The 18,560-nt window shown below is 48.6% G+C and carries 17 protein-coding genes; 4 read left to right on the top strand and 13 right to left on the bottom strand.

Going from position 1 to position 18,560, the window contains the following annotated elements; all coding sequences use genetic code 11:
• Positions 1-11: 11 nt before the first annotated feature.
• The 3 genes from ACW9JV_RS02800 to ACW9JV_RS02790 form a co-directional block, all read right to left on the bottom strand.
• Positions 12-1,787, bottom strand: coding sequence for an SLC13 family permease (locus tag ACW9JV_RS02800; protein ID WP_457331135.1), 1,776 nt, complete (start codon positions 1,785-1,787; stop codon positions 12-14).
• A 92-nt stretch (positions 1,788-1,879) separates the two neighbouring features.
• The gene (locus ACW9JV_RS02795) at positions 1,880-2,863 is read right to left on the bottom strand and encodes an ATP-binding protein (protein WP_457331133.1); all 984 of its coding nucleotides are present in this window, start codon (positions 2,861-2,863) and stop codon (positions 1,880-1,882) included.
• A gap of 386 nt (positions 2,864-3,249) precedes the next feature.
• The gene (locus ACW9JV_RS02790; protein WP_457331131.1) at positions 3,250-3,876 is read right to left on the bottom strand and encodes a DUF3889 domain-containing protein; all 627 of its coding nucleotides are present in this window, start codon (positions 3,874-3,876) and stop codon (positions 3,250-3,252) included.
• A gap of 215 nt (positions 3,877-4,091) precedes the next feature.
• On the opposite strand from ACW9JV_RS02790, the gene ACW9JV_RS02785 reads away from it, so the two are divergent.
• Positions 4,092-4,502 (top strand): hypothetical protein, encoded by a 411-nt coding sequence (locus ACW9JV_RS02785; RefSeq protein WP_457331129.1) that lies wholly within the window; start codon positions 4,092-4,094, stop codon positions 4,500-4,502.
• Between the two features lie 132 nt (positions 4,503-4,634).
• On the opposite strand, the gene ACW9JV_RS02780 is transcribed toward ACW9JV_RS02785, so the two are convergent.
• The 4 genes from ACW9JV_RS02780 to ACW9JV_RS02765 all read right to left on the bottom strand — a co-directional run bounded on the left by ACW9JV_RS02780 (position 4,635) and on the right by ACW9JV_RS02765 (position 7,605).
• Positions 4,635-5,150 carry a hypothetical protein gene (locus ACW9JV_RS02780; protein ID WP_457331127.1) on the bottom strand — a complete coding sequence of 172 codons (516 nt, stop codon included), beginning with the start codon at positions 5,148-5,150 and terminating at the stop codon, positions 4,635-4,637.
• A gap of 225 nt (positions 5,151-5,375) precedes the next feature.
• Complete coding sequence (locus tag ACW9JV_RS02775; RefSeq protein ID WP_457331125.1) at positions 5,376-6,551, bottom strand: aminotransferase class I/II-fold pyridoxal phosphate-dependent enzyme; 1,176 nt, start codon at positions 6,549-6,551, stop codon at positions 5,376-5,378.
• A gap of 165 nt (positions 6,552-6,716) precedes the next feature.
• Positions 6,717-7,322 carry a hypothetical protein gene (locus ACW9JV_RS02770; RefSeq protein ID WP_457331124.1) on the bottom strand — a complete coding sequence of 202 codons (606 nt, stop codon included), beginning with the start codon at positions 7,320-7,322 and terminating at the stop codon, positions 6,717-6,719.
• 109 nt (positions 7,323-7,431) lie between these two features.
• The gene (locus ACW9JV_RS02765; RefSeq protein WP_457331122.1) at positions 7,432-7,605 is read right to left on the bottom strand and encodes a hypothetical protein; all 174 of its coding nucleotides are present in this window, start codon (positions 7,603-7,605) and stop codon (positions 7,432-7,434) included.
• Between the two features lie 119 nt (positions 7,606-7,724).
• Here ACW9JV_RS02765 and nagE point away from each other — a divergent pair, with 119 nt between their 5' ends.
• Complete coding sequence (gene nagE / locus ACW9JV_RS02760) at positions 7,725-9,557, top strand: N-acetylglucosamine-specific PTS transporter subunit IIBC (RefSeq protein WP_457331120.1); 1,833 nt, start codon at positions 7,725-7,727, stop codon at positions 9,555-9,557.
• Positions 9,558-9,841: 284 nt separating this feature from the next.
• On the opposite strand, the gene ACW9JV_RS02755 is transcribed toward nagE, so the two are convergent.
• Genes ACW9JV_RS02755 through nagA form a run of 4 tightly spaced genes read right to left on the bottom strand, consistent with a single transcriptional unit; the run spans position 9,842 to position 13,319 of the window.
• Positions 9,842-10,579 carry an SIS domain-containing protein gene (locus ACW9JV_RS02755; protein WP_457334543.1) on the bottom strand — a complete coding sequence of 246 codons (738 nt, stop codon included), beginning with the start codon at positions 10,577-10,579 and terminating at the stop codon, positions 9,842-9,844.
• Between the two features lie 52 nt (positions 10,580-10,631).
• Positions 10,632-11,354, bottom strand: coding sequence for a GntR family transcriptional regulator (locus tag ACW9JV_RS02750; RefSeq protein ID WP_457331118.1), 723 nt, complete (start codon positions 11,352-11,354; stop codon positions 10,632-10,634).
• Positions 11,351-12,133, bottom strand: a complete 783-nt coding sequence (nagB, locus tag ACW9JV_RS02745) for a glucosamine-6-phosphate deaminase (protein WP_457331116.1) — start codon at positions 12,131-12,133, stop codon at positions 11,351-11,353. Before nagB ends, ACW9JV_RS02750 begins: the two co-directional genes overlap by 4 nt.
• 1 nt (position 12,134) lies before the next feature.
• The gene (nagA, locus tag ACW9JV_RS02740; protein WP_457331114.1) at positions 12,135-13,319 is read right to left on the bottom strand and encodes an N-acetylglucosamine-6-phosphate deacetylase; all 1,185 of its coding nucleotides are present in this window, start codon (positions 13,317-13,319) and stop codon (positions 12,135-12,137) included.
• 191 nt (positions 13,320-13,510) lie between these two features.
• Between nagA and ACW9JV_RS02735 the strand changes: the two genes are divergently transcribed.
• Entirely contained in the window at positions 13,511-15,070 is a 1,560-nt protein-coding gene (locus tag ACW9JV_RS02735) for a BCCT family transporter (protein WP_457331112.1), read from the top strand.
• Positions 15,071-15,320: 250 nt separating this feature from the next.
• Entirely contained in the window at positions 15,321-16,241 is a 921-nt protein-coding gene (locus tag ACW9JV_RS02730; protein WP_457331110.1) for a nuclease-related domain-containing protein, read from the top strand.
• A gap of 118 nt (positions 16,242-16,359) precedes the next feature.
• On the opposite strand, the gene ACW9JV_RS02725 is transcribed toward ACW9JV_RS02730, so the two are convergent.
• Both ACW9JV_RS02725 and ACW9JV_RS02720 read right to left on the bottom strand, forming a co-directional pair.
• Positions 16,360-17,118: an IclR family transcriptional regulator gene (locus ACW9JV_RS02725; protein ID WP_457331108.1), complete on the bottom strand. Its 759-nt coding sequence runs from the start codon at positions 17,116-17,118 to the stop codon at positions 16,360-16,362.
• 15 nt (positions 17,119-17,133) lie between these two features.
• Entirely contained in the window at positions 17,134-18,480 is a 1,347-nt protein-coding gene (locus ACW9JV_RS02720) for a hypothetical protein (RefSeq protein WP_457331106.1), read from the bottom strand.
• Positions 18,481-18,560 lie beyond the last annotated feature (80 nt).

Below are 18,560 nucleotides of genomic sequence, written 5' to 3'. Positions count from 1 at the left end.
GCAATAACCTATCATATATAGATGGTATAAACAATAATAACAGTTACTGCCATGCAGATCATTGTCAAAGGAAAGCCGATCCGCACATAATCAGCAAACGAATAACCGCCGGGGCCGTACACAATGAGATTCGTCTGGTATCCAATCGGTGAGAGAAAGCTGGCGGATGCCGCTACCGCTGTCAGCATCGCCATCCCGACCGGATCCATCCCCGTCTGCCCGGCTATTTCATAAGCGATGGGAAACATAATAACAGCTGCTGCGTTATTGGTAACCAATTCTGTGAAAATATTCGTCAGAACATACAAGCACACAAGAACAGCAATAATTCCGTAGTCCTCGAGCCCGTTCATCAGAACCCCTGCGGTCCATTCCGCAGTACCCGTCTCCGTTATTACGCGCCCGATACCGAGAGCACTGGCAATCAAGAGCAGCACCTGAAACTGGACGGCATCTTTCGCTTCAGACGGGCTTGTTATCTTCAATGCGATAAGCGTACCGACCATAATAACCATCGCTTTAAAAATGGAGAGCCAGCCGATCATCACACATCCAATCAATACCATTAACAGCATAAGGGTAAGCCATCCATGTGACTCCTCTTCATAAAACTTCTGTTCTTCCATCGGGGTGGTGATATAAAAGTCTTTTCGTTCGCGCATCCGCTCATGAAACTCGGGACCGCTCACCAAAAGGAGCAGATCCCCGGCTTTCGGTATAATATCGCCGACTTTTCCTTCCACCCGTTCATCGTTTCGGTGGACAGCAACAACCGCAGCATCATAAGTTTTCCGGAAACGGCTCTGCTTAATCGTCTGCTGGGTAAGCGGGGATTGATGGGAAACCACGGCTTCCACAAGACGACTCTCCCCGTTTTTTATATTGGCCAGGGACAGGTCTGTCCCCGTATTCACATCCAGCCCTTTTCTTTTCTGCAGATCCGCAATCGTTGATATCATCCCCGTGAAAATCAGCCGGTCCCCGACATGAATCTCTGTCTGGCTGCTGACCGGTGATATCCGCTCTCTTCCACGTATCAATTCAATCAGATAGACACCTTTCAGATTCCGGAGCTGCGCTTCTTCCACCGTCTTTCCCGCAAATGGAAACTCCGACGTTACTTTCATTTCGCTCAAATAGTCTTTCGTATTTTCACTGATGCGCTGTATCATGCTCCGGTGATCAGGCAGCAGCCGCCTGCCAAAGACGAGCAGGTAACAGAGACCGAGTACAGTGATCGGAATTCCCACCCAGGCAAGCTGAAAAAACGAAAACCCGGCTTCTCCTGCATCGATTAAAAGACCATGCACAACAAGATTGGTGGATGTACCGATCAATGTAATCGTACCGCCCAGAATGGAAGCGTAAGAGAGCGGCAGCAGGTATTTCGACGGGGAAATATTGTGCCTCGATGTCCAGCGCCGGATCACCGGAGTCAACGTGGCAACAATCGGTGTATTGTTAAAAAAAGCCGAAAACGCGGATACAGGAAAAAGAAGTTTCCCCATCGCTCCGCGGTATGATTTGGCGTCCGCCAGAAACGAAGACATCAACCGCTCAATCAATCCGCTTTTTTCAAAAACGCCCGCGACAACAAAAAGGAGCGCCACCGTCATCATTCCCTGATTGGAAAAACCGGCCAGCGCCTCTTCCGGCGTTACAAAACCAAGCATTAAAAATACAAACAGTGTAAAAAACACTAGCAGATCAGGCCGGGCTGCTTCCAAAAAAAGCCCGGCCATCATGGCGGTAATCCCAATTAACACAACGGCGATCTCTATTGTCATACGAAACCTTCCTTACGTATCATTCCTGCCGTACATTATATACAAAGGTACAGCTTCCGGCAATAAAACATTGTTTTCCTATAGGATTTAATTCAATTTGAGTCCACAGCCGGAAAGCAGATAACAAATGTCGTTCCTTGCTGCAGAACGCTTGTTACCGTAATGGTTCCGTTCATCGTCTCGATTATTTTATAGGCAGCCATCATACCAAGACCGGTTCCTTCTCTTCCTTTTGTCGTGTAGTACGGTTCCCCCAGCCGCGATATCTGCTCCCGGGTCATGCCGTTCCCATTATCTTCTATACGGAGAACAACATCATCTTCCTCTTTCCCGGCTTCAATAAAAAGCGCGCCGCTGTCCGGCATCGCTTCAATCCCGTTTTTTATGATGTTGACGAGGCACTGCTGGAAATCATGTTCATTTCCTTCGATCTGTACATCTTTGATCGTAGTATGTATCTTCACCGAATTCATATGGGCCAGTGGTGTGACGATCTGCAGCACTTTTTCGACCTGATCTTTCACATGAATGACGGTGACATCCTCCGGGGAAGGACGGGCAAATAATAAGTAATTTTTCAGAATCCCATCAGCACGATCAATTTCATCCATTGAAAAATTCAAAAACTCACGGCGTTTCTCCGGTGTTATATCCTCCTGTTGAAGCATCTGTAGAAATCCGCGAACCACCGTCAAAGGGTTTCGTACCTCGTGGGAAACAGAAGCCGCCAGGTGGCTTACCATCTCCATTTTCTCTGCTTTCACCACTTTCCGGTTCATCAGAGAATGCTCGTAAAACACTTCATTCGAATAGATAATCGCAGCGGTGGAAGCAAGGGTTAATCCTAGATAAAGCAGGACGAACGACCATGAAAATGTCCCGCCGAACAGAAACACAGCAATCAGGAGCGCGGTAACCGCCGCAAACAGCGAAACTGTACTTCCCGCGAGTACTTTCATCCGCCGGGAAAAATAAGGAAAAGCATCCGCCAGCAGCAAAAGAAAGATCAACAGCACCGTCACTTCCAGAACAGTAGCGGCCGCCCCAATCCCGCCCATAAAAAAGCGGAAGATCATGGTCACACCCGACAGGAAAACATCCCTTTCACGCCACCATAAAGGCCGGCTATAGTAAGTGCTGTCAGCCGCAGATCAAATATATACCCTTCCATCACAGGAATCGGAAAGAGGATACAGCTGATGACAGCAGCCGCCGACGCGGCATACATAATCCCCATTTTCTGCTTTTCAGACAGGGCAGTGTTACTATACAACAGACACGGAATAAACAGAAGAAAAACAATTAAAAACAGCACATTTAATAAAAATGCTTCTAACGCTCCAATAATGACCCCTCCTAACAGGGCACCAGTCCTCGGCCTATTATAACGTATATGGGCAGGTTTCGATATTTTCCATCGAAGAAAGCACACCCTGAAACGCCAGGGTGTGCTTTCTTCGCTTTACATTTCCTGAATATCAAACGACACAACGCGGTCCGTATCCGGATTGAAGGTAACTCCGGCTCTTATTTTTCTGGTCTCCTGAGGAGACTGCAAGGTGAATTCATATGTTTTCCGGGTTTGGTTCTGATTCACCTGCGTAGTTTCCAGTGCCTGATAATCGATCACGTTATAGTTGGGGTAGGCATTCTGGGTGATTTCCAGCAGATACTTGCCCCACCGCTCCTCTTCGAATTCCGGAGAGGGAATGATTTCAATGGGAATAACACCCATTGCCGGATCCGCCCCCAGTGCTTCAAACACCCTTCTGTGAAGATTCAGCCGGTTCGGCGGATAACCCCCAACCTCATCTACAACAGTTACGATCATTTCCCTGCCGGTGGCGGGATATCTGACCTTCAGGTTCTGCCCGCATGAATACGGGGATGATTCTCCCACAGCTGCGGTCATATATTGATAGTCCGACCAGGACATGCCGCATTTTGTCACCGGCCCTCCATCCGTCCATGTCGCCTGCCCCTGAACCGTCTGCTGACGTTGTTCATATCCGGAAAAAGGGATCATTGGATAACGCAGATGCGGACCCGCATGCGGAGGAGCCGGTACATAAGGATAATAGTAATACATCGTATTCCCTCCTGTGATTAGCTTGCTGTCCTTTCCACTCTATGCATCTTCTGCCCAATCAGGAACTCGTTCCGTATGAATTCCTTTTACCGGTATAAGCATCTTTTTTAAAAGCCCGCACCCACCCAATTTTGACACCATTTCCTGTTGACTGGAAAAAAGTAGATTAATATTATAACGTTGACGATAGTATTGATTGAGTTGGGGGAGATTGTGTGAAAAAAAGTGTTTATGTTTTACTTTTATCTCTGGTATGTGTAATAGGATTATTTGGATGTAAAGCCGAAGGAATGCCGGTTGACCGGAATATCAAACGTGTAAATATAGCAGAATCTTCTGGTTTTGGAGGTTTAAATGAAAATTTTATAATGAGTGTTGAGGATGGTAATAAAATAGAATATTTCCAAGCGTTAATGGAAAGTGCTGAAAAAGAAGAAATTAAAGTTGATAAACCAAATTATGATATGCAGATCATATATAACGATGACACGAACAGAGGTTTACATTTATCTCAGAGAAAAAATGGAGAAGCAGCACTAATGTTTATTGGCCATGAAAAAGATGTATATGTTGCAAGTTCCGAATCATCGGGAAATGTCCTGGAAAATTTAAATAATCTGGATTAAAACAAATGCCCTTTATATATCGCAGATACAGCCTTTTTATGAATGAGAACGAATGTTCCTAAATAAAAAAGGTATCACAGCATACTTACTCGTGGTACCTTTTTTACGCTTCAATTTTCTCTTCCCTGTTATTCATCGTTGTCCTGGATGGGACGCCTTTCCTATATAGAAAAACGGCTTCATCACCTCAGCCATTTCCAGGATATCTTCGGTGTTTCTCCGCAACATTTGAACCGCTCCTGTTTTCGTGCGCAGTACGTGATCATCATTCATGCCTGCATTCTCGTCTTCCACAACATAGTGAAATAAATGGGCTTTCGTTGCTTCTTCTTTTATGAAAATATTAACGGGGCCGGACATCTGGAGGCTTTCCTCCAGCTGTGTCCAATTCATATAACGCTGAACCAGCTCACATATATCGTGATATGCTTCATATTCGGGGTTGGCGCGGTAAATCTTGAGGTTTTTTTCCATTCGGTACGTGAGCATATTCTGATCGACAAAACGATTTAATTCCACACGGACCGCATTCGTCGAATCCCCGAATTCCCTTGTAATTCCCCGGAGGTATCCTTCCGTCCCCGGATTTAAAAAAAATTTCAGCATCAGCCGGAGTCTTGTTTTGGACGTGATTAAATGATGGAGCATGACTTCACCTTCTCCATGTATACTTTTGCTTTGAGACCACGAAGACGTATAGTTGAAATACATGTTTACAACGATTAACATTTTACCTTTATATAGGTCTAAGGTCAATTGTTGTGTTTGTTAAATTAAATCTTTATACCCAAATCGTGTCAATATTATAACTTTTATCCGGAACAGTTTCTCTAACACCCTACTGGTTCATAAACGTGCCAATAACCAGGAACATTATTCCCGGGTTTTATAATAGCGGGCAATGCGGGAGGCTGCTTCATATAAATGTTTTTCATGGTTCAACAGACCTACACGTATATACCCTTCTCCCTGCTCTCCAAAACCACGTCCGGAAGCGACAGCCACGTGTTCTTTTTTCAACAGGGTATCCGCAAAAGCGTTTGATGAATACCCTTGCGGTACGGGAAGCCAGACAAAAAAGGTGCCGGATGGAGCCTCTCCTTTCCAGCCTTGTTCTCTGAGTGCCTCCATAAAAACATTCCGCCTGGATTCATATGTACGGACGAGATCCTGAACCGGCTCCTGGTCCATGGTCAGTGCCCGGGCAGCCGCTTCCTGGATCCCTCCGAAAAGACTGACATACAAATGGTCCTGAATAAGATTCAGTGCTTCAATTACTGACGAATTTCCAACAGCTGCCGCAACCCGCCATCCTGCCATGTTATAGGTCTTGGATAACGTATACATTTCCACGCCGACTTCTTTGGCACCCTCAGCCTGTAAAAAGCTAGGCGGCCGGAAACCGTCATACCCGATAGCACCATATGCGAAATCATGAACCACACATATCTGATGCCAGAAAGCTGTGTTTACCGTTTCTTCAAAAAAAGAGATATCTGCTGTAGCTGCTGTCGGATTATTGGGATAATTTAAAAACATCAACTTTGCTTTATTCAGTGTTTCTTCGTTCAGTTCGTTATAATCCGGCAGAAACTGATTCTGCTCCCGTAAAGGCATTTTCACCGTTTCTGCACCGGCCAGCGCCGTACCTGACCAATAATCCGGATATCCGGGGTCCGGCAGCAGCGCCGTATCTCCTTCGTTCAAAAAGCATTCACTGATTTCCACAAGACCTGTTTTCGCTCCGAATAACACGGCAACTTCGTATTCCGAATCCAATGTCACGCCGTACTCTCTGCTGTAAAAATCAGCGACGGCCTGCTTCAGCTCTTTTCTCCCCCGGAATGGGGAATATTTGTGATGTTCCGGCTTTTCTGCCGCTTCCTGCAATGCTCCGACGACAGCAGCAGGGGCGGGAAGATCAGGATTGCCCTGCCCTAAATTAATAACATCTATTCCATCATCTTTCATTTGTTTGACCTGCTGCACCAGACCTGCGAAAAACTGATCCGGGAGCCGTTTAAGTTTATTTGAAGGTTCAAACTGCATGTTATGCTCTCCTCCTTCGGTGCCTCGTTTCTTTTATTCTATCACAACAGGCATGTTCCGAGTATTTCCCGGGAAATATGCGTTCTTTTCCTCTTTTCTGCTGTCGATTTACACAGAATGATATAAAATAACAGCCTGGTGTCAAAAACCAGGCTGCCTGCCGACTTATAGTTCAATGGTTTTCTCATTGAAAATCTTTTCCATCACTTCTTCTCTGGTCACTTTCGAAGAGGTAACGTACCTGCTCCGCTGGGGCGGTTCAGGCTTTTCCAGGATGCCCAGCTGAAAAGCGGCGCGGAAGAGAAGTGTCACAAACTGGCGGAGCGTGGACGTTTGATAGCTCGCATATGACTTGAGGCTGTCGGCGAATTGATCAAAAAAGTCTTTTGAACTGAACGGATCTTTATCTCTCCACTCCTCCAGTTTTTCGAGGAATACGTCAAAAAAATCGGTCTGAACAGCATACGTCTGGGGAGATTTCCTGAATTTTATTACATTCTCTTCCTTTATGTAATGAATGGTAATCCCTTCTTCCGCCGTGCTGCCGGACCCTTCATCTTGTACCGTCTTTTCCCCTGCACCCACGCTTCCCGTTTTCTTTTCTTTTGAACGCGGAGCTTGCTGCGGGGCAGATGATTCATGTATAAAAGCTTCTATCGCAGAAAGTTGTCGTAAATGAGCGACAGCCTGTTCTGCGGTGTCGTACTGCTGGTGATCTATCGCATAGTGAAGAATTTCCCGAAGGCTTTGGTTCCATTCCGATGACAACATGAAAGCTCCTTTCCCCGTTTTGAGCTGAATGAAAAACACAGTCTCTATATTGTATTATATCCATAAATCAGGGAAAGAAAAAAGGTGTTTGAATAAAACTCCTGCCCATTTACCAGCGCAGGAGTTTCGTACCGAGAACTTTTTCAAACTCGCCGGCCTGCAGCAGTCTTTTGTCGAGCTGGCACTTCGACAGTCTCAACTGTTCTTCAAGTCCTCTTCGGATTAATTCTATTTCAATTTTCACAAGGATACCAAGCCTTGTAATAATAAGGGCTATCATCAATCAAAACACTCATTTTTAAACTATATTGGTATAGACAACTATAAGTATAGATGCTAAAATGTCCATATATTTAGTAGAACTTATTTTTAGTTTCACAAATAAGAAAGGGGTTTCATCCTATGCTTAACTTCTTACAGCGGATAGGGAAAGCGTTAATGCTTCCGATCGCGACGCTTCCCGCCGCCGCTCTATTAACGCGTCTCGGACAGGACGACATTTTCGGCATCCCATTTATGGCTGCGGCCGGCTCTGCCTTATTCGACAATCTGGCTCTTTTGTTTGCCATCGGTGTAGCGGTCGGTTTATCCAAAGACGGAAACGGAGCTGCCGGTCTCGCCGGAGTCATCGGTTTCTTTGTCTTACAGGAAGGCACGGCTGCCATTAATGAAAACGTGGATATGGGATTTTTAGGAGGAATTATTTCAGGTATTATTGCCGGCCTGTTATACAACCGTTTTCATGACATTAAACTGCCGAACTGGCTTGGATTTTTCGGGGGAAGGCGGTTTGTTCCCATTGTCACGGCCGGTACGATGGTAATTTTGGCCGGCGTATTCGGATACATTTGGCCGCCTGTGCAGGGTCTTATTGATTCCATCGGACAGTGGATCATTGATGCCGGCGCTCTCGGCGTTGGTGTGTATGGTTTCTTAAACCGGCTCCTCATTCCAATCGGGCTGCACCACGTATTAAACAGCCTGGTATGGTTTGAGTTCGGTTCATTCGAAGGGGCGACCGGCGACCTGAATCGTTTCTTTGCCGGGGACCCGACAGCCGGTATATTTATGGCAGGAATGTTTCCAATTATGATGTTCGGTCTGCCGGCTGCCTGCTTTGCCATGATCGCAGCTGCCAAACCGGAGAAACGAGCGCAGGTTTCCGGTCTGCTCGGTGGTCTTGCGCTGACCTCATTTCTTACAGGAATTACCGAACCGATTGAGTTTTCCTTTATGTTCATTTCTCCTCTTTTATATGTGATTCACGCCCTGCTGACAGCTGCTTCCATGATGATTTCCTATGTAGTGGGGACACTGCATGGTTTCGGTTTTTCAGCCGGCGCTTTTGACTATTTCCTTAACTTTACTCTGGCTGACAAGCCCTTGCTTTTAGCCGGAATCGGGATTGTATTTGCCGCCATTTACTTTGTCGTTTTCTATGCCATGATTAAGGGGCTGGATTTGAAGACCCCCGGCCGGGAGGATGACGATGAAGAAACGGTTGTTCACGAAGGCAGTGATAAATACAATTCCATGGCCCGTGAATATGTGGCAGCTATCGGGGGCTATGAAAATATTCAATCGATCGATAACTGCGTGACACGCCTGCGTCTGCAGATGAACGATATGAACAAGGTGGACGAAGATCGACTGAAACGCAATGGAGCCAAAGGGGTAATGAAAGTCAGCAATACCAACCTTCAGATCATCGTCGGAACCGATGTGGAGTTCGTCGCCGACGCCATGCGTCATAATCAGTCAGCAGGAACAGCAGAAAACCATGGAGGTACAACGCTCTCGAGCCCGTTAACCGGATCTGTCCTTCCATTGTCCGAAGTGAACGATGAAGCCTTTTCCAGCGGTGCTCTCGGCAAGGGAACAGCTGTAGTACCGGAAGAAGGCAGACTGTATGCTCCGGCTGACGGTAAGGTCAGTACAGTATTCCCAACCCGGCATGCCTATGGTATAACGACCGCGGAAGGGTATGAAGTGCTGCTTCATATCGGTCTGAACACCGTAGAATTACAGGGTGGACATTATACCACCCATGTGGAACAGGGCGACAACGTTCGGGAAGGACAGTTGCTGGCGGTGTTTGATTTGAATAAGATCCAGGAAGCCGGTTACGATATCACCACTCCTGTCATTATTACGAATGCGGACGATTCCGTCGAAGTAAGCAGTTCTCTGGAAACATCCGTGAAACCAGGGTCTCCACTGCTTACCATCCGCTGATACAATAAAAGGCCTTCCGTTGATGATTCCAAGCGATGGAATGGGATGCTGCGCTTGAGCATTCTGTTCCATCGTTTTTTTGCCTGCTGGAATGCAAATCCCGGGTTTTGCCGGTCCAAAGCAGCAGTGGATGAGTACCGGACACGGGGCTTACAAACCAAACGTCCACGGTTACCAGCCAACCCCCGCCATTTACATGCCAAACAAGCAGGTTTACATGCGGGACCGGATACATCGATAGTACAGAAAAAACCCGGACGCTTCATCGAGAAATCGTCCGGGTATCATGGATCTAACAGTGGTATTCTTTCTTTATACATTTCCACGAGTTTACGGTTATGCTCATCCGCACCGTCGACATTACCGGAAAGGAAAATCGGGGCTTCCTCCCCCCGCTCAGCAAGGTATTCAATCACACCGGCAAACACTGTCTGAAGCATGGCCGTACCGATAACGGTCGATGTCGGCGCATAGGGTACTGCCACATCGGGGTGAGTCAACAGCGCATCACCCTTTTCGCTTAAATTATCGAGCACAAGATCGACGGACTCATACAGACGAGCGCCGCTTTCATGACGGGAGGGCTGGCTGCCAGAATACTCCACGGAAGTGATACCGATCACCTTCAACCCTTTCTTCCTTCCATATCTGGCGGCCTCGACCGGTACCGGATTACGACCAGAAGTCGAAATCACAATAAGAGCATCCCCGGCCTGTAATGAATGTTGATCGAGAAAATCATCGATATAATGATGTTTTCGCTCCTGCCGGGAAGCCTGAAGGGCGCCCTTATGCAGCATCAGCGATTCCTCCAGGAGCGGATTAACCGGTACCAGGCCTCCCGCCCGGTAAAATACTTCCTCACTCAGCATATGGGAGTGTCCGGCCCCAAACACATGGATAATGCCGCCGGTGCGGATAGTCTGCGTCAGGTCTTCCACTGCTCTTTTCAACGATGCTTTCTGTGTGGTTTTCAGCGACTGCAGTTTTTTTTCAACCTCGTCCAAATAGCGAAACACGATGATCGCCCCCTTTTGTAAAAAGAACCGGGGGGCTTGCGCCGTCCGGTTCAAATTATCTCGGCATTTTAATGGTGAATTTGTAACGATCTCCCCGATACGCCGATTTAACATATTCAAACGGTCTTCCATCTTCCAGATACGTGATACGTTGAATGAGAAGTACCGGGTCTCCTTCCTGGATATCCAGCCTCTCCGCTTCTTCCCTGCTTGCCAGCGAGGCTTCAAATGTCTGTTCTCCGTCCACGATATGAAGTCCTCTGTTCGCTTCAAGAAAATGATAAATGGACCGGTTTTCAACATCTTCTGGAATGTCTCCGGATATCTCACGGTTGATGAACGTTGTTTCATAGGCCATCGGCACGTCATCCGCAAGACGGATCCGCTGAATTTCATATACCTGAAGGTCTTTGGGGGCATGCAGTGCTTCCGCCACCTTCAACGGTGCAGTCCGCAACGTATATTGAATGAGAACACTGGCCGGCTCCAGCCCCCGTGCCTTCATATCTTCCGTGAAACTGGTCAGGCCCTGAAGCGGCTGTTCAATCTTCGGTTCCGCCACAAACGTTCCTTTTCCCTTTTCCCGCTGCAGCAGTCCTTCATTCGCTAGTTCGGTCACCGCCTGCCGGACCGTCATCCGGCTCACATCAAAGTCTTCGGAAAAAATCCGTTCAGACGGCAGCATATCCCCGGGCTGCCACTCCCCGGTATCTATTTTTTTCCGTATCATCTCCTGGATCTGATAGTAAATCGGCAGGGGGGAGTTTTTATCGATCATCCCAATTCCGTCTCCCTTCTTTCACAGGGCCGCTGTTCCCGGGATTCTAATTGATTCAGAGAAACACCGGATAATGCGGCTTCATCGGCTATTATTGTAACATATGGATGATCCTGAAGAACGGAGGCAGGAAAATCTTCACTTTTTTCTCCGTGTAAAAGAGCTGCCACTGCTTCTTTTTTTCGGATACCGGAAGCGAGCAGCAGAATACGCCGGCTCTCCATAATGGTGGCTATCCCCATCGTCACAGCGCGCTGCGGCACTTCTTCCTTCTTCTCAAAAAAGCGGGCGTTGGCCTCACGGGTGGATGGCTTTAACTCTACAATATGGGTTCTGGAATCAAAGGAGGTTCCCGGCTCGTTAAATCCGATATGACCGTTTTCACCGATACCGAGAAGCTGGAGGTTGATCCCTCCGCTTTCCTGAATGTTTTGTTCATACCGGCGGGCTTCTTCCTGAAGATCATCAGCATCTCCTTTAGGCAGGTGGGTCTGGCCGGTCCTCAGTTCGAGCGGCCGGAACAGCTTTTCTTCCATATACCGGTGGTAGCTGTTCGGATGATCCGGGGAGAGACCGGCATATTCATCCAGATTAAAAGTCTGCAGGCGGGAAAGAGGGAGACCGGCGGCGTGATGTATCCATTCCCGGTACGTTCCTTCCGGCGTTCCGCCTGTAGCTAGCCCCAGCACGATGTCCGGATTGGCGGTTATTTGTGCTGCGATGAGCGACGCTGCTTTTTCACTCATTTCCTGTTCGTTTTTCACCGCTATCACTTCCATCTTATTCCTCCTTTCCTTTTTCATAAGCCGGCACTCCCCGGCACCATGTCCGGCGGACTTCCCGGTTTCCGTCAAGAAGCACCATATCCGCATCCTTGCCCTCTTTTACTTCTCCTTTACGGGGAAGTCCGAGCTTTTGCGCGGCATTCCGGGAAGCCATGGCAGCGGCTTCTTCCCATGAACAATCCGTGAAAGCCATTATATTTTTCAACGCTTCGTTCATTTTCAGCATACTCCCGGCAATGGTTCCATCTTCGAGGTAAGGCCTGTTTCCTTCAACGGTTACCGTCTGCCCGCCCAGGTCATACCTGCCGTTCTGAAGGCATTTCGCCCGGATGGAATCGGTAATTAACAGCAGACCCGCCGCCCCCTTCATCCGAAAAGCCATGTCCACCATCGAGGGATGTACGTGCACCCCGTCGGCAATGATTTCATTGGTAAGGGCGCGGTTTAACAGAGCGGCAGAGGCAAGGCCGGGTTCGCGGTGATGAAGACCGCTCATGCCGTTAAACAAGTGCGTAACATGGGACACGCCGCTTCCTGCCGCTTCATTTATTTCTTCCAGTCCGGCATTGGAATGAGCAGCTGCCGTTACAATTCCGTTTTGATGGAGAAAGCGGATCAGGGCATGGTCCGGATCCTGCTCGGGGGCAAGCGAAACCCATTTTATGAAGCCCCGGGCAGCCTGCTGCCACTGTTGAAATAATGCAGTATCGGCCGGTCTTAAATGTTCTTTCGGCTGGGCTCCCGCTTTTTCAGCGGTGAAAAAAGGCCCTTCAAGATGAATTCCGAGCATTTCCGCGCGTCCAGCCGGCTGGTTTGAAGCAAATGCTGCTGCATTCTCAAGCGCCCTCGTAATTACGTCTTTGTGCTGCGTAATGGTAGTGGCAAGAAAAGACGTTGTTCCTTCCGACGGGAGGTTTTCAGCAATGGCTGTCAGGGCCTCCGGTGTACCGTCCATTACGTCGGCATGATTGGTTCCGTGGATATGCACATCGATCATACCCGGTATAAGCACGTCATCCGGCTCAGCTTTTATTTGCACGGTGGTTTCCGTCACGACTTCTTCGGCGCTGCTGTCCCTGCCCATGGCGGCAACAACACCGTTTTTCACCAATACATAGGCATGCTCCTGCCTGCCATCCGGATTCATAACGGTAACATCCCGGAGGATAAACTCTTCCATCCCGCTTCCTCCCTCTCATCTAATCTGATAGGTATATTATATCGTTTAAAAATATAGTTGTCTATACCATTTTAAACGAAGGTGTAAGCGCCCTGACCGCATAATATACACATCGCGCGGGCATACTCTCATGATACAGGATAAAGACAAGCGTGTTTCGACATATTCTGCAGCCCAGGGAGGAACTTGAAATGAACCGGAATATTATGGATTGGCCCACGTTTTTTGGCGCTTTGTTTCTGCTGATTGCCATTGCCGCTCCGTTGGTGATTGTTCCTGAATTCGGAGCAGCCGTTGTGGATGCCGCGAACACGTTCGTGTCCAAGAATCTTGGAGCCCTGTATCTTGTCATCGGCATGGTATTGTTTATTTTCTTATTATACATAGCCTTCAGCCAATACGGCCGCATCGTTCTCGGAAGCCGCGGGGTTATACCGGAATTTAACACCTTGACCTGGGCAGCCATGCTGTTTGCCGCCGGGATCGGCTCCAGTGTGCTGTACTGGGGAACGATTGAATGGGCGTACTATTTCACAGGGCCGCCGTTCGGCCTTGAACCGGAGTCGGCGGAAGCTGTTACGTGGGCTGCCACATACGGCCTTTTTCACTGGGGACCGATTGCGTGGGCGATCTACTGCCTGCCCGCGCTTCCGATTGCCTATTTCTTTTACGTGCGCCGACGACCGGTTCTGAAAATAAGCGAGGCCTGCCGCCCGGTTTTGAAAAAATATGCCGACGGCCCAGTCGGCACTATCGTCGATATCCTGTTCATGTTCGGACTGCTCGGCGGCGCCGGCACGACCATGGCACTGGCTACACCGCTGATTGCCGAAGGGGTTAACTATTTCACCGGCATTGAACCGAATATGGTCGTTAACACGATTGTACTCGCGCTTTGTACGATTATTTTTGCCGTCAGCTCCTATAGCGGGCTCCGCCGGGGGATCCGCTGGCTCAGCGACATTAATCTGTGGCTGTCCTTCGTGCTCCTTGGTTTTATCATTATTGTCGGACCGACGGTATTTCTCGGAAATACAATGGTGAACAGCATTGGCACTCTTGCGGATAATTTTTTCAAAATGAGTTTATGGACGGAACCGTTTGCCGGCATGGACGGCTTCGAAGAAACTGGATTTCCGGAGAGCTGGACTGTTTTTTACTGGGCCTGGTGGCTCGTCTATGCGCCGTTTGTCGGTCTGTTTGTCGCCCGGATTTCACGCGGACGTACGATTCGGGAAATGATTGTCGGAACCCTCGTTTACGGTTCGATCGGCTGCGCTCTGTATTTTGGAATTTTAGGCAATTACGGGCTGTATCTTGAATTAAGCGGTCAGTACTCCGTCGTAGACGTGCTGAACAACGAAGGCGCCCCCGCAGCCATCATCGGCACAATCGCCCAGCTCCCCGGAAGCGCCCTGTTTGTCGCGATATTCGTGATCCTGGCTGTCATCTTTCTGTCCACCACCTTCGACTCCGGCTCCTACATTCTGGCCTCGGTGACGCAGAAAGAAATTGACGACGAGCCTGAACGCTGGAACCGCCTGTTCTGGGCGTTTGTCTTAGCCGCTCCGTCTCTTGTGCTCATGTATCTCGGCGGCCTCGAAACCCTGCAGACCGCCAGTATCGTCGGAGGATTCCCGCTTATTTTCATTATGATCATGCTCGTCATTTCGTTCACGCGGGCGATTAAGGAAGACATGCCGAACACCTTCGGGGGCAAGTACTTTATCTACCGGGAAGATAAGGACTGAAGAACATGTATATTGTGGACAGATCAGATGGCGAAGTGTCTACAACCCTCTGTTTTGAACCATTTGACTGAGTGATGTTTCATAAAGTGTCTCTATCCCATTTTTTCTGGACATTTCTGCTTTTATACAGCATCAAATGTCTTTTATTTTTAGGTTATGGACATTTTCTCCCTTGAATTGTCCACACAAAAAAACAGCTTGTATTATGCTGGAGGTTTGGTAATATAAAAGATATCAAAAGGAGGGAAATATGTTAAAGAAATCCTGTGCCCCGTCCCATGAACTTCAATGTCTCCGCGTTCTCCACCGACGAATGAATTTATCCCCCGGTCAAAGGCAGTATTACCTCAGCCTGGAGAAAGGTTTTGAGGGCGAGCAGACGTTGAATCAATCGCTGCTCCAGCTTGAACACGACACCATCATTATGAATGATCTGTTGATCGAACATCATCACAGTTTTTGTCAAATCGATACGCTGGTGCTGACATATGACCAGGCTTATCTGTTTGAAGTAAAACATTACGAAGGCGAGTATTATCTTAATAAGAACCGGCTTTACCTCATGAACGGAAAAGAAATGAAAGATCCACTGCTTCAACTGCAGCGAAGCGAAGCGTTTCTCCGTCAAACCTTTCAAACCCTCCCGCTGACTCTTCCTATTCAAGGTCTTGTCGCCTACACCCATCCTTTTTTCACTCTTTACCATGCCTCTTCGGAACTGCCGGTACTTCTCCCGAACCAGCTCCAGCGCTTTATCCAAAAATGGAACCAGGAACCCTCGTCCCCTCTCACCAAACAGCACCACCATGCTGCGGAACAGCTGCTGAGGCTGCATTGGGATTTGTCCCCTTACACACGCCTTCCGGATTACAACTATCCTTATTTAATCAAGGGAGTATCCTGTCCTTCCTGCTCCGGGTGGATGAAGGAAAGGAAAAATACATTGATCTGTGCCTCCTGCGGGAATAAAGAAACCCGCCGCAGCGGTATCCAGCGAAGCATCGAAGAGTTCAGACTGCTGTTCCCGAAGAATAAATTGACGACCCCTATTATCTATGACTGGTGCGGCCTCAGTAGCAGCAGAAAAAACGTCAGCCGCGTCCTCCTTTCTCATTATCAGCGAGTCGGGAAGGGAAAAGGATCGTATTATGTATCACCTCCACATAGATAGCCGACAGTTCTCCGCCGCAAATGTCCATAAAAAAAATTTACTGGACACTTCGATCATACCTTCATCGAATCGTGTCCAGTACTATGTAATAGAAGACATTTCCCTTTCGAAAATGTCATCAATACCCGTACCCCAGCTTTTTTGATAAAGCGGCGGCGGTTTCTTTCAGCTGTTCAATATAATGAGACATTTCTTCTTCCGACGTTCGCACGACCAGAGTCGAAATGCTGAGAGCGGCGGCAATGCGGCCGTTATGGTCATGGATCGGCACAGCGGCGCAGCGTACGCCGGGTTCATTTTCTTCCCGGTCTTCGGCGTAGCCCTGATCCCGCACCTTCCGAATTTCGGCCCAGAACGAAGCGGCATCGGTAATCGTGTGCTCGGTCTGCCGGACAAAATGGTAGTCCTTTAAAAGAGCGGCGATCTCTTCATCAGGCTGAAACGCAAGCAGCGCCTTGCCGACACCACTGCAGTGCAGGGGGATACGCCGGCCGATGCGGGAATATAAAATGGTCGCCGAGGTGCTTTCCACTTTGTCGATGTAAACCCCTTCCCTTCCGTCCTGGATGACAAGGTGCACCGTCTGGTTCGTCTTCTGTGAAAGATCATACAGATAATCCCGGGCCGTGGCACGGATATCACGGCTGCGGATCACGTAGTTGCCCCGTTCAAACAGCTTCATGCCGAGACTGTATTTCCCGGATTCTCCTGCCTGCTCAATATATTGGTGTTTTTCCAGCGTCTTTAAAAGCGAATGGACCGTACTTTTATGTAGGTGGAGCCGTTCGCTGATGTCGGTTATTTTTAATTCGGTATCGGTATCATCGAATAAATCAAGAATCTGCAGGGCACGGTCGACGGATTGAATGATCGGCACCGAACCACCTCCTTTCTAGAATACATATTGAATGACGAGGGCCAGCACTGTCCCGCCGCTGCTGAACAGAAAGGCAAACGGCAGGTTCCAGAGCGACACACGGTATGGGTTCTGGTGCAGCAGCATACCGGTCAGCGAGACGGAGATGTTAAACGGCCCTGCCATAACCGTGGACAGACCGCTCGTAATCAATACCACAGCGGCTCCGGCCGGTGCGATATCCTCAAGCAGCGGCTGCAGCATCTCGCCGGCCAGTGCGATCGTGACGATCGGATGAAACCCGATCATCGCAAGCGCCAAAAACATGACCTGAATCGTTACAAACAATAATACAGGAATATCCTGCAAAAATAAAAACGGATACTGGAGCCAGTCCATCCATACCGTTTCTTCCAGTACCCGGATAAAAAAACCGACCGACAAAAACAATACCATGTAATTCTGCAGAGAAGCCGTCCGTGAAGTCCAGTTTTTCAAGGCGTACACGAGAAAGGAACGGATTCTTCCGATCACGAGCGCCCAGCCGAAAGAAAATGGAGTAATCACGAGAGCAACCGTTTCAAGAAACGATACCGGCAGTACTTCGTGCAGCGCGATAATGGAAGAAATAAACAAAAGCAGGAAAAAGGAAAGGCCCGCGATTTTTTGATACACCGCCCGCATATTTATATCCCGGGTTTCGATGGAAGTCGTGATGTGCCGGTATTTCCTTCCGGTAATCATGGTGATCATTAAAAAGACAGCAGCGAAAAAGAGCAGCAGCGGCAGTAGTTCGAGATAAGCTGCTCCGGTTATATCAACCGAAATCGCAACAAGCAGTTCCATCGGGCTCCATACCAGACAAAGCGCATACCCGCGCAGCATCGCCGAACTGATAAAGCGGGCCGATAGCCGGGCGCTCTGTTCTTCGAGATTGCGGCGCAGTACACTGACCACAAGCGGCAGGGTGCTGATGTTTAAAAAGGTGCCGAGCATAAACGATACACCGGCTGCGCGGCGGTACAGCTGCCCGAGGTGGGTCATGTTTGTTTTCAGCAGCTTGTTGACTTTTTGATCATAACGTCCGACAACGATGACGCTGTTAATAAAGGGCAGTACATAAAACACCATAATCAGCATGACCATGGACGTCATATAATAAGGGAGTTCATGTACCGCAATCCCCTCCACCCACACCGCCGCTGCCGCCGCGATCAAGAATACAGCAGCGGTCCCTTGATAGAGGCGGTCCGCTTTCGGAAACGAAACAACGATGGAGGCAGCCGCAGCCAGGCCTGTCAGATACGTGAGCCATGCCCCTCCTGCAAACAGGGAAACGGCATATCCAACGACCAGTAAGCTGTACAATATAAGATACATCATAGGAAACGTCCCTTTACTGCCAGGATTCATTCAAAAAAAGACAGCAGCGCGCCTGATGTTTCCAAACGCCCTGCTGCGCT

It is taken from the genome of Salibacterium sp. K-3, from assembly GCF_054052005.1.
This window is presented reverse-complemented; position numbering and strand designations above follow the sequence as displayed.

Coding starts and splice junctions, on each gene's coding strand:
- ACW9JV_RS02800 (WP_457331135.1), bottom strand. CDS start 1,787: ATGACAATAGAGATCGCCGTTGTGTTAATTGGGATTACCGCCATGATG.
- ACW9JV_RS02795 (WP_457331133.1), bottom strand. CDS start 2,863: ATGATCTTCCGCTTTTTTATGGGCGGGATTGGGGCGGCCGCTACTGTT.
- ACW9JV_RS02790 (WP_457331131.1), bottom strand. CDS start 3,876: ATGTATTACTATTATCCTTATGTACCGGCTCCTCCGCATGCGGGTCCG.
- ACW9JV_RS02780 (WP_457331127.1), bottom strand. CDS start 5,150: ATGCTCCATCATTTAATCACGTCCAAAACAAGACTCCGGCTGATGCTG.
- ACW9JV_RS02775 (WP_457331125.1), bottom strand. CDS start 6,551: ATGCAGTTTGAACCTTCAAATAAACTTAAACGGCTCCCGGATCAGTTT.
- ACW9JV_RS02770 (WP_457331124.1), bottom strand. CDS start 7,322: ATGTTGTCATCGGAATGGAACCAAAGCCTTCGGGAAATTCTTCACTAT.
- nagE (WP_457331120.1), top strand. CDS start 7,725: ATGCTTAACTTCTTACAGCGGATAGGGAAAGCGTTAATGCTTCCGATC.
- ACW9JV_RS02750 (WP_457331118.1), bottom strand. CDS start 11,354: ATGATCGATAAAAACTCCCCCCTGCCGATTTACTATCAGATCCAGGAG.
- nagB (WP_457331116.1), bottom strand. CDS start 12,133: ATGGAAGTGATAGCGGTGAAAAACGAACAGGAAATGAGTGAAAAAGCA.
- nagA (WP_457331114.1), bottom strand. CDS start 13,319: ATGGAAGAGTTTATCCTCCGGGATGTTACCGTTATGAATCCGGATGGC.
- ACW9JV_RS02735 (WP_457331112.1), top strand. CDS start 13,511: ATGAACCGGAATATTATGGATTGGCCCACGTTTTTTGGCGCTTTGTTT.
- ACW9JV_RS02730 (WP_457331110.1), top strand. CDS start 15,321: ATGTTAAAGAAATCCTGTGCCCCGTCCCATGAACTTCAATGTCTCCGC.
- ACW9JV_RS02720 (WP_457331106.1), bottom strand. CDS start 18,480: ATGATGTATCTTATATTGTACAGCTTACTGGTCGTTGGATATGCCGTT.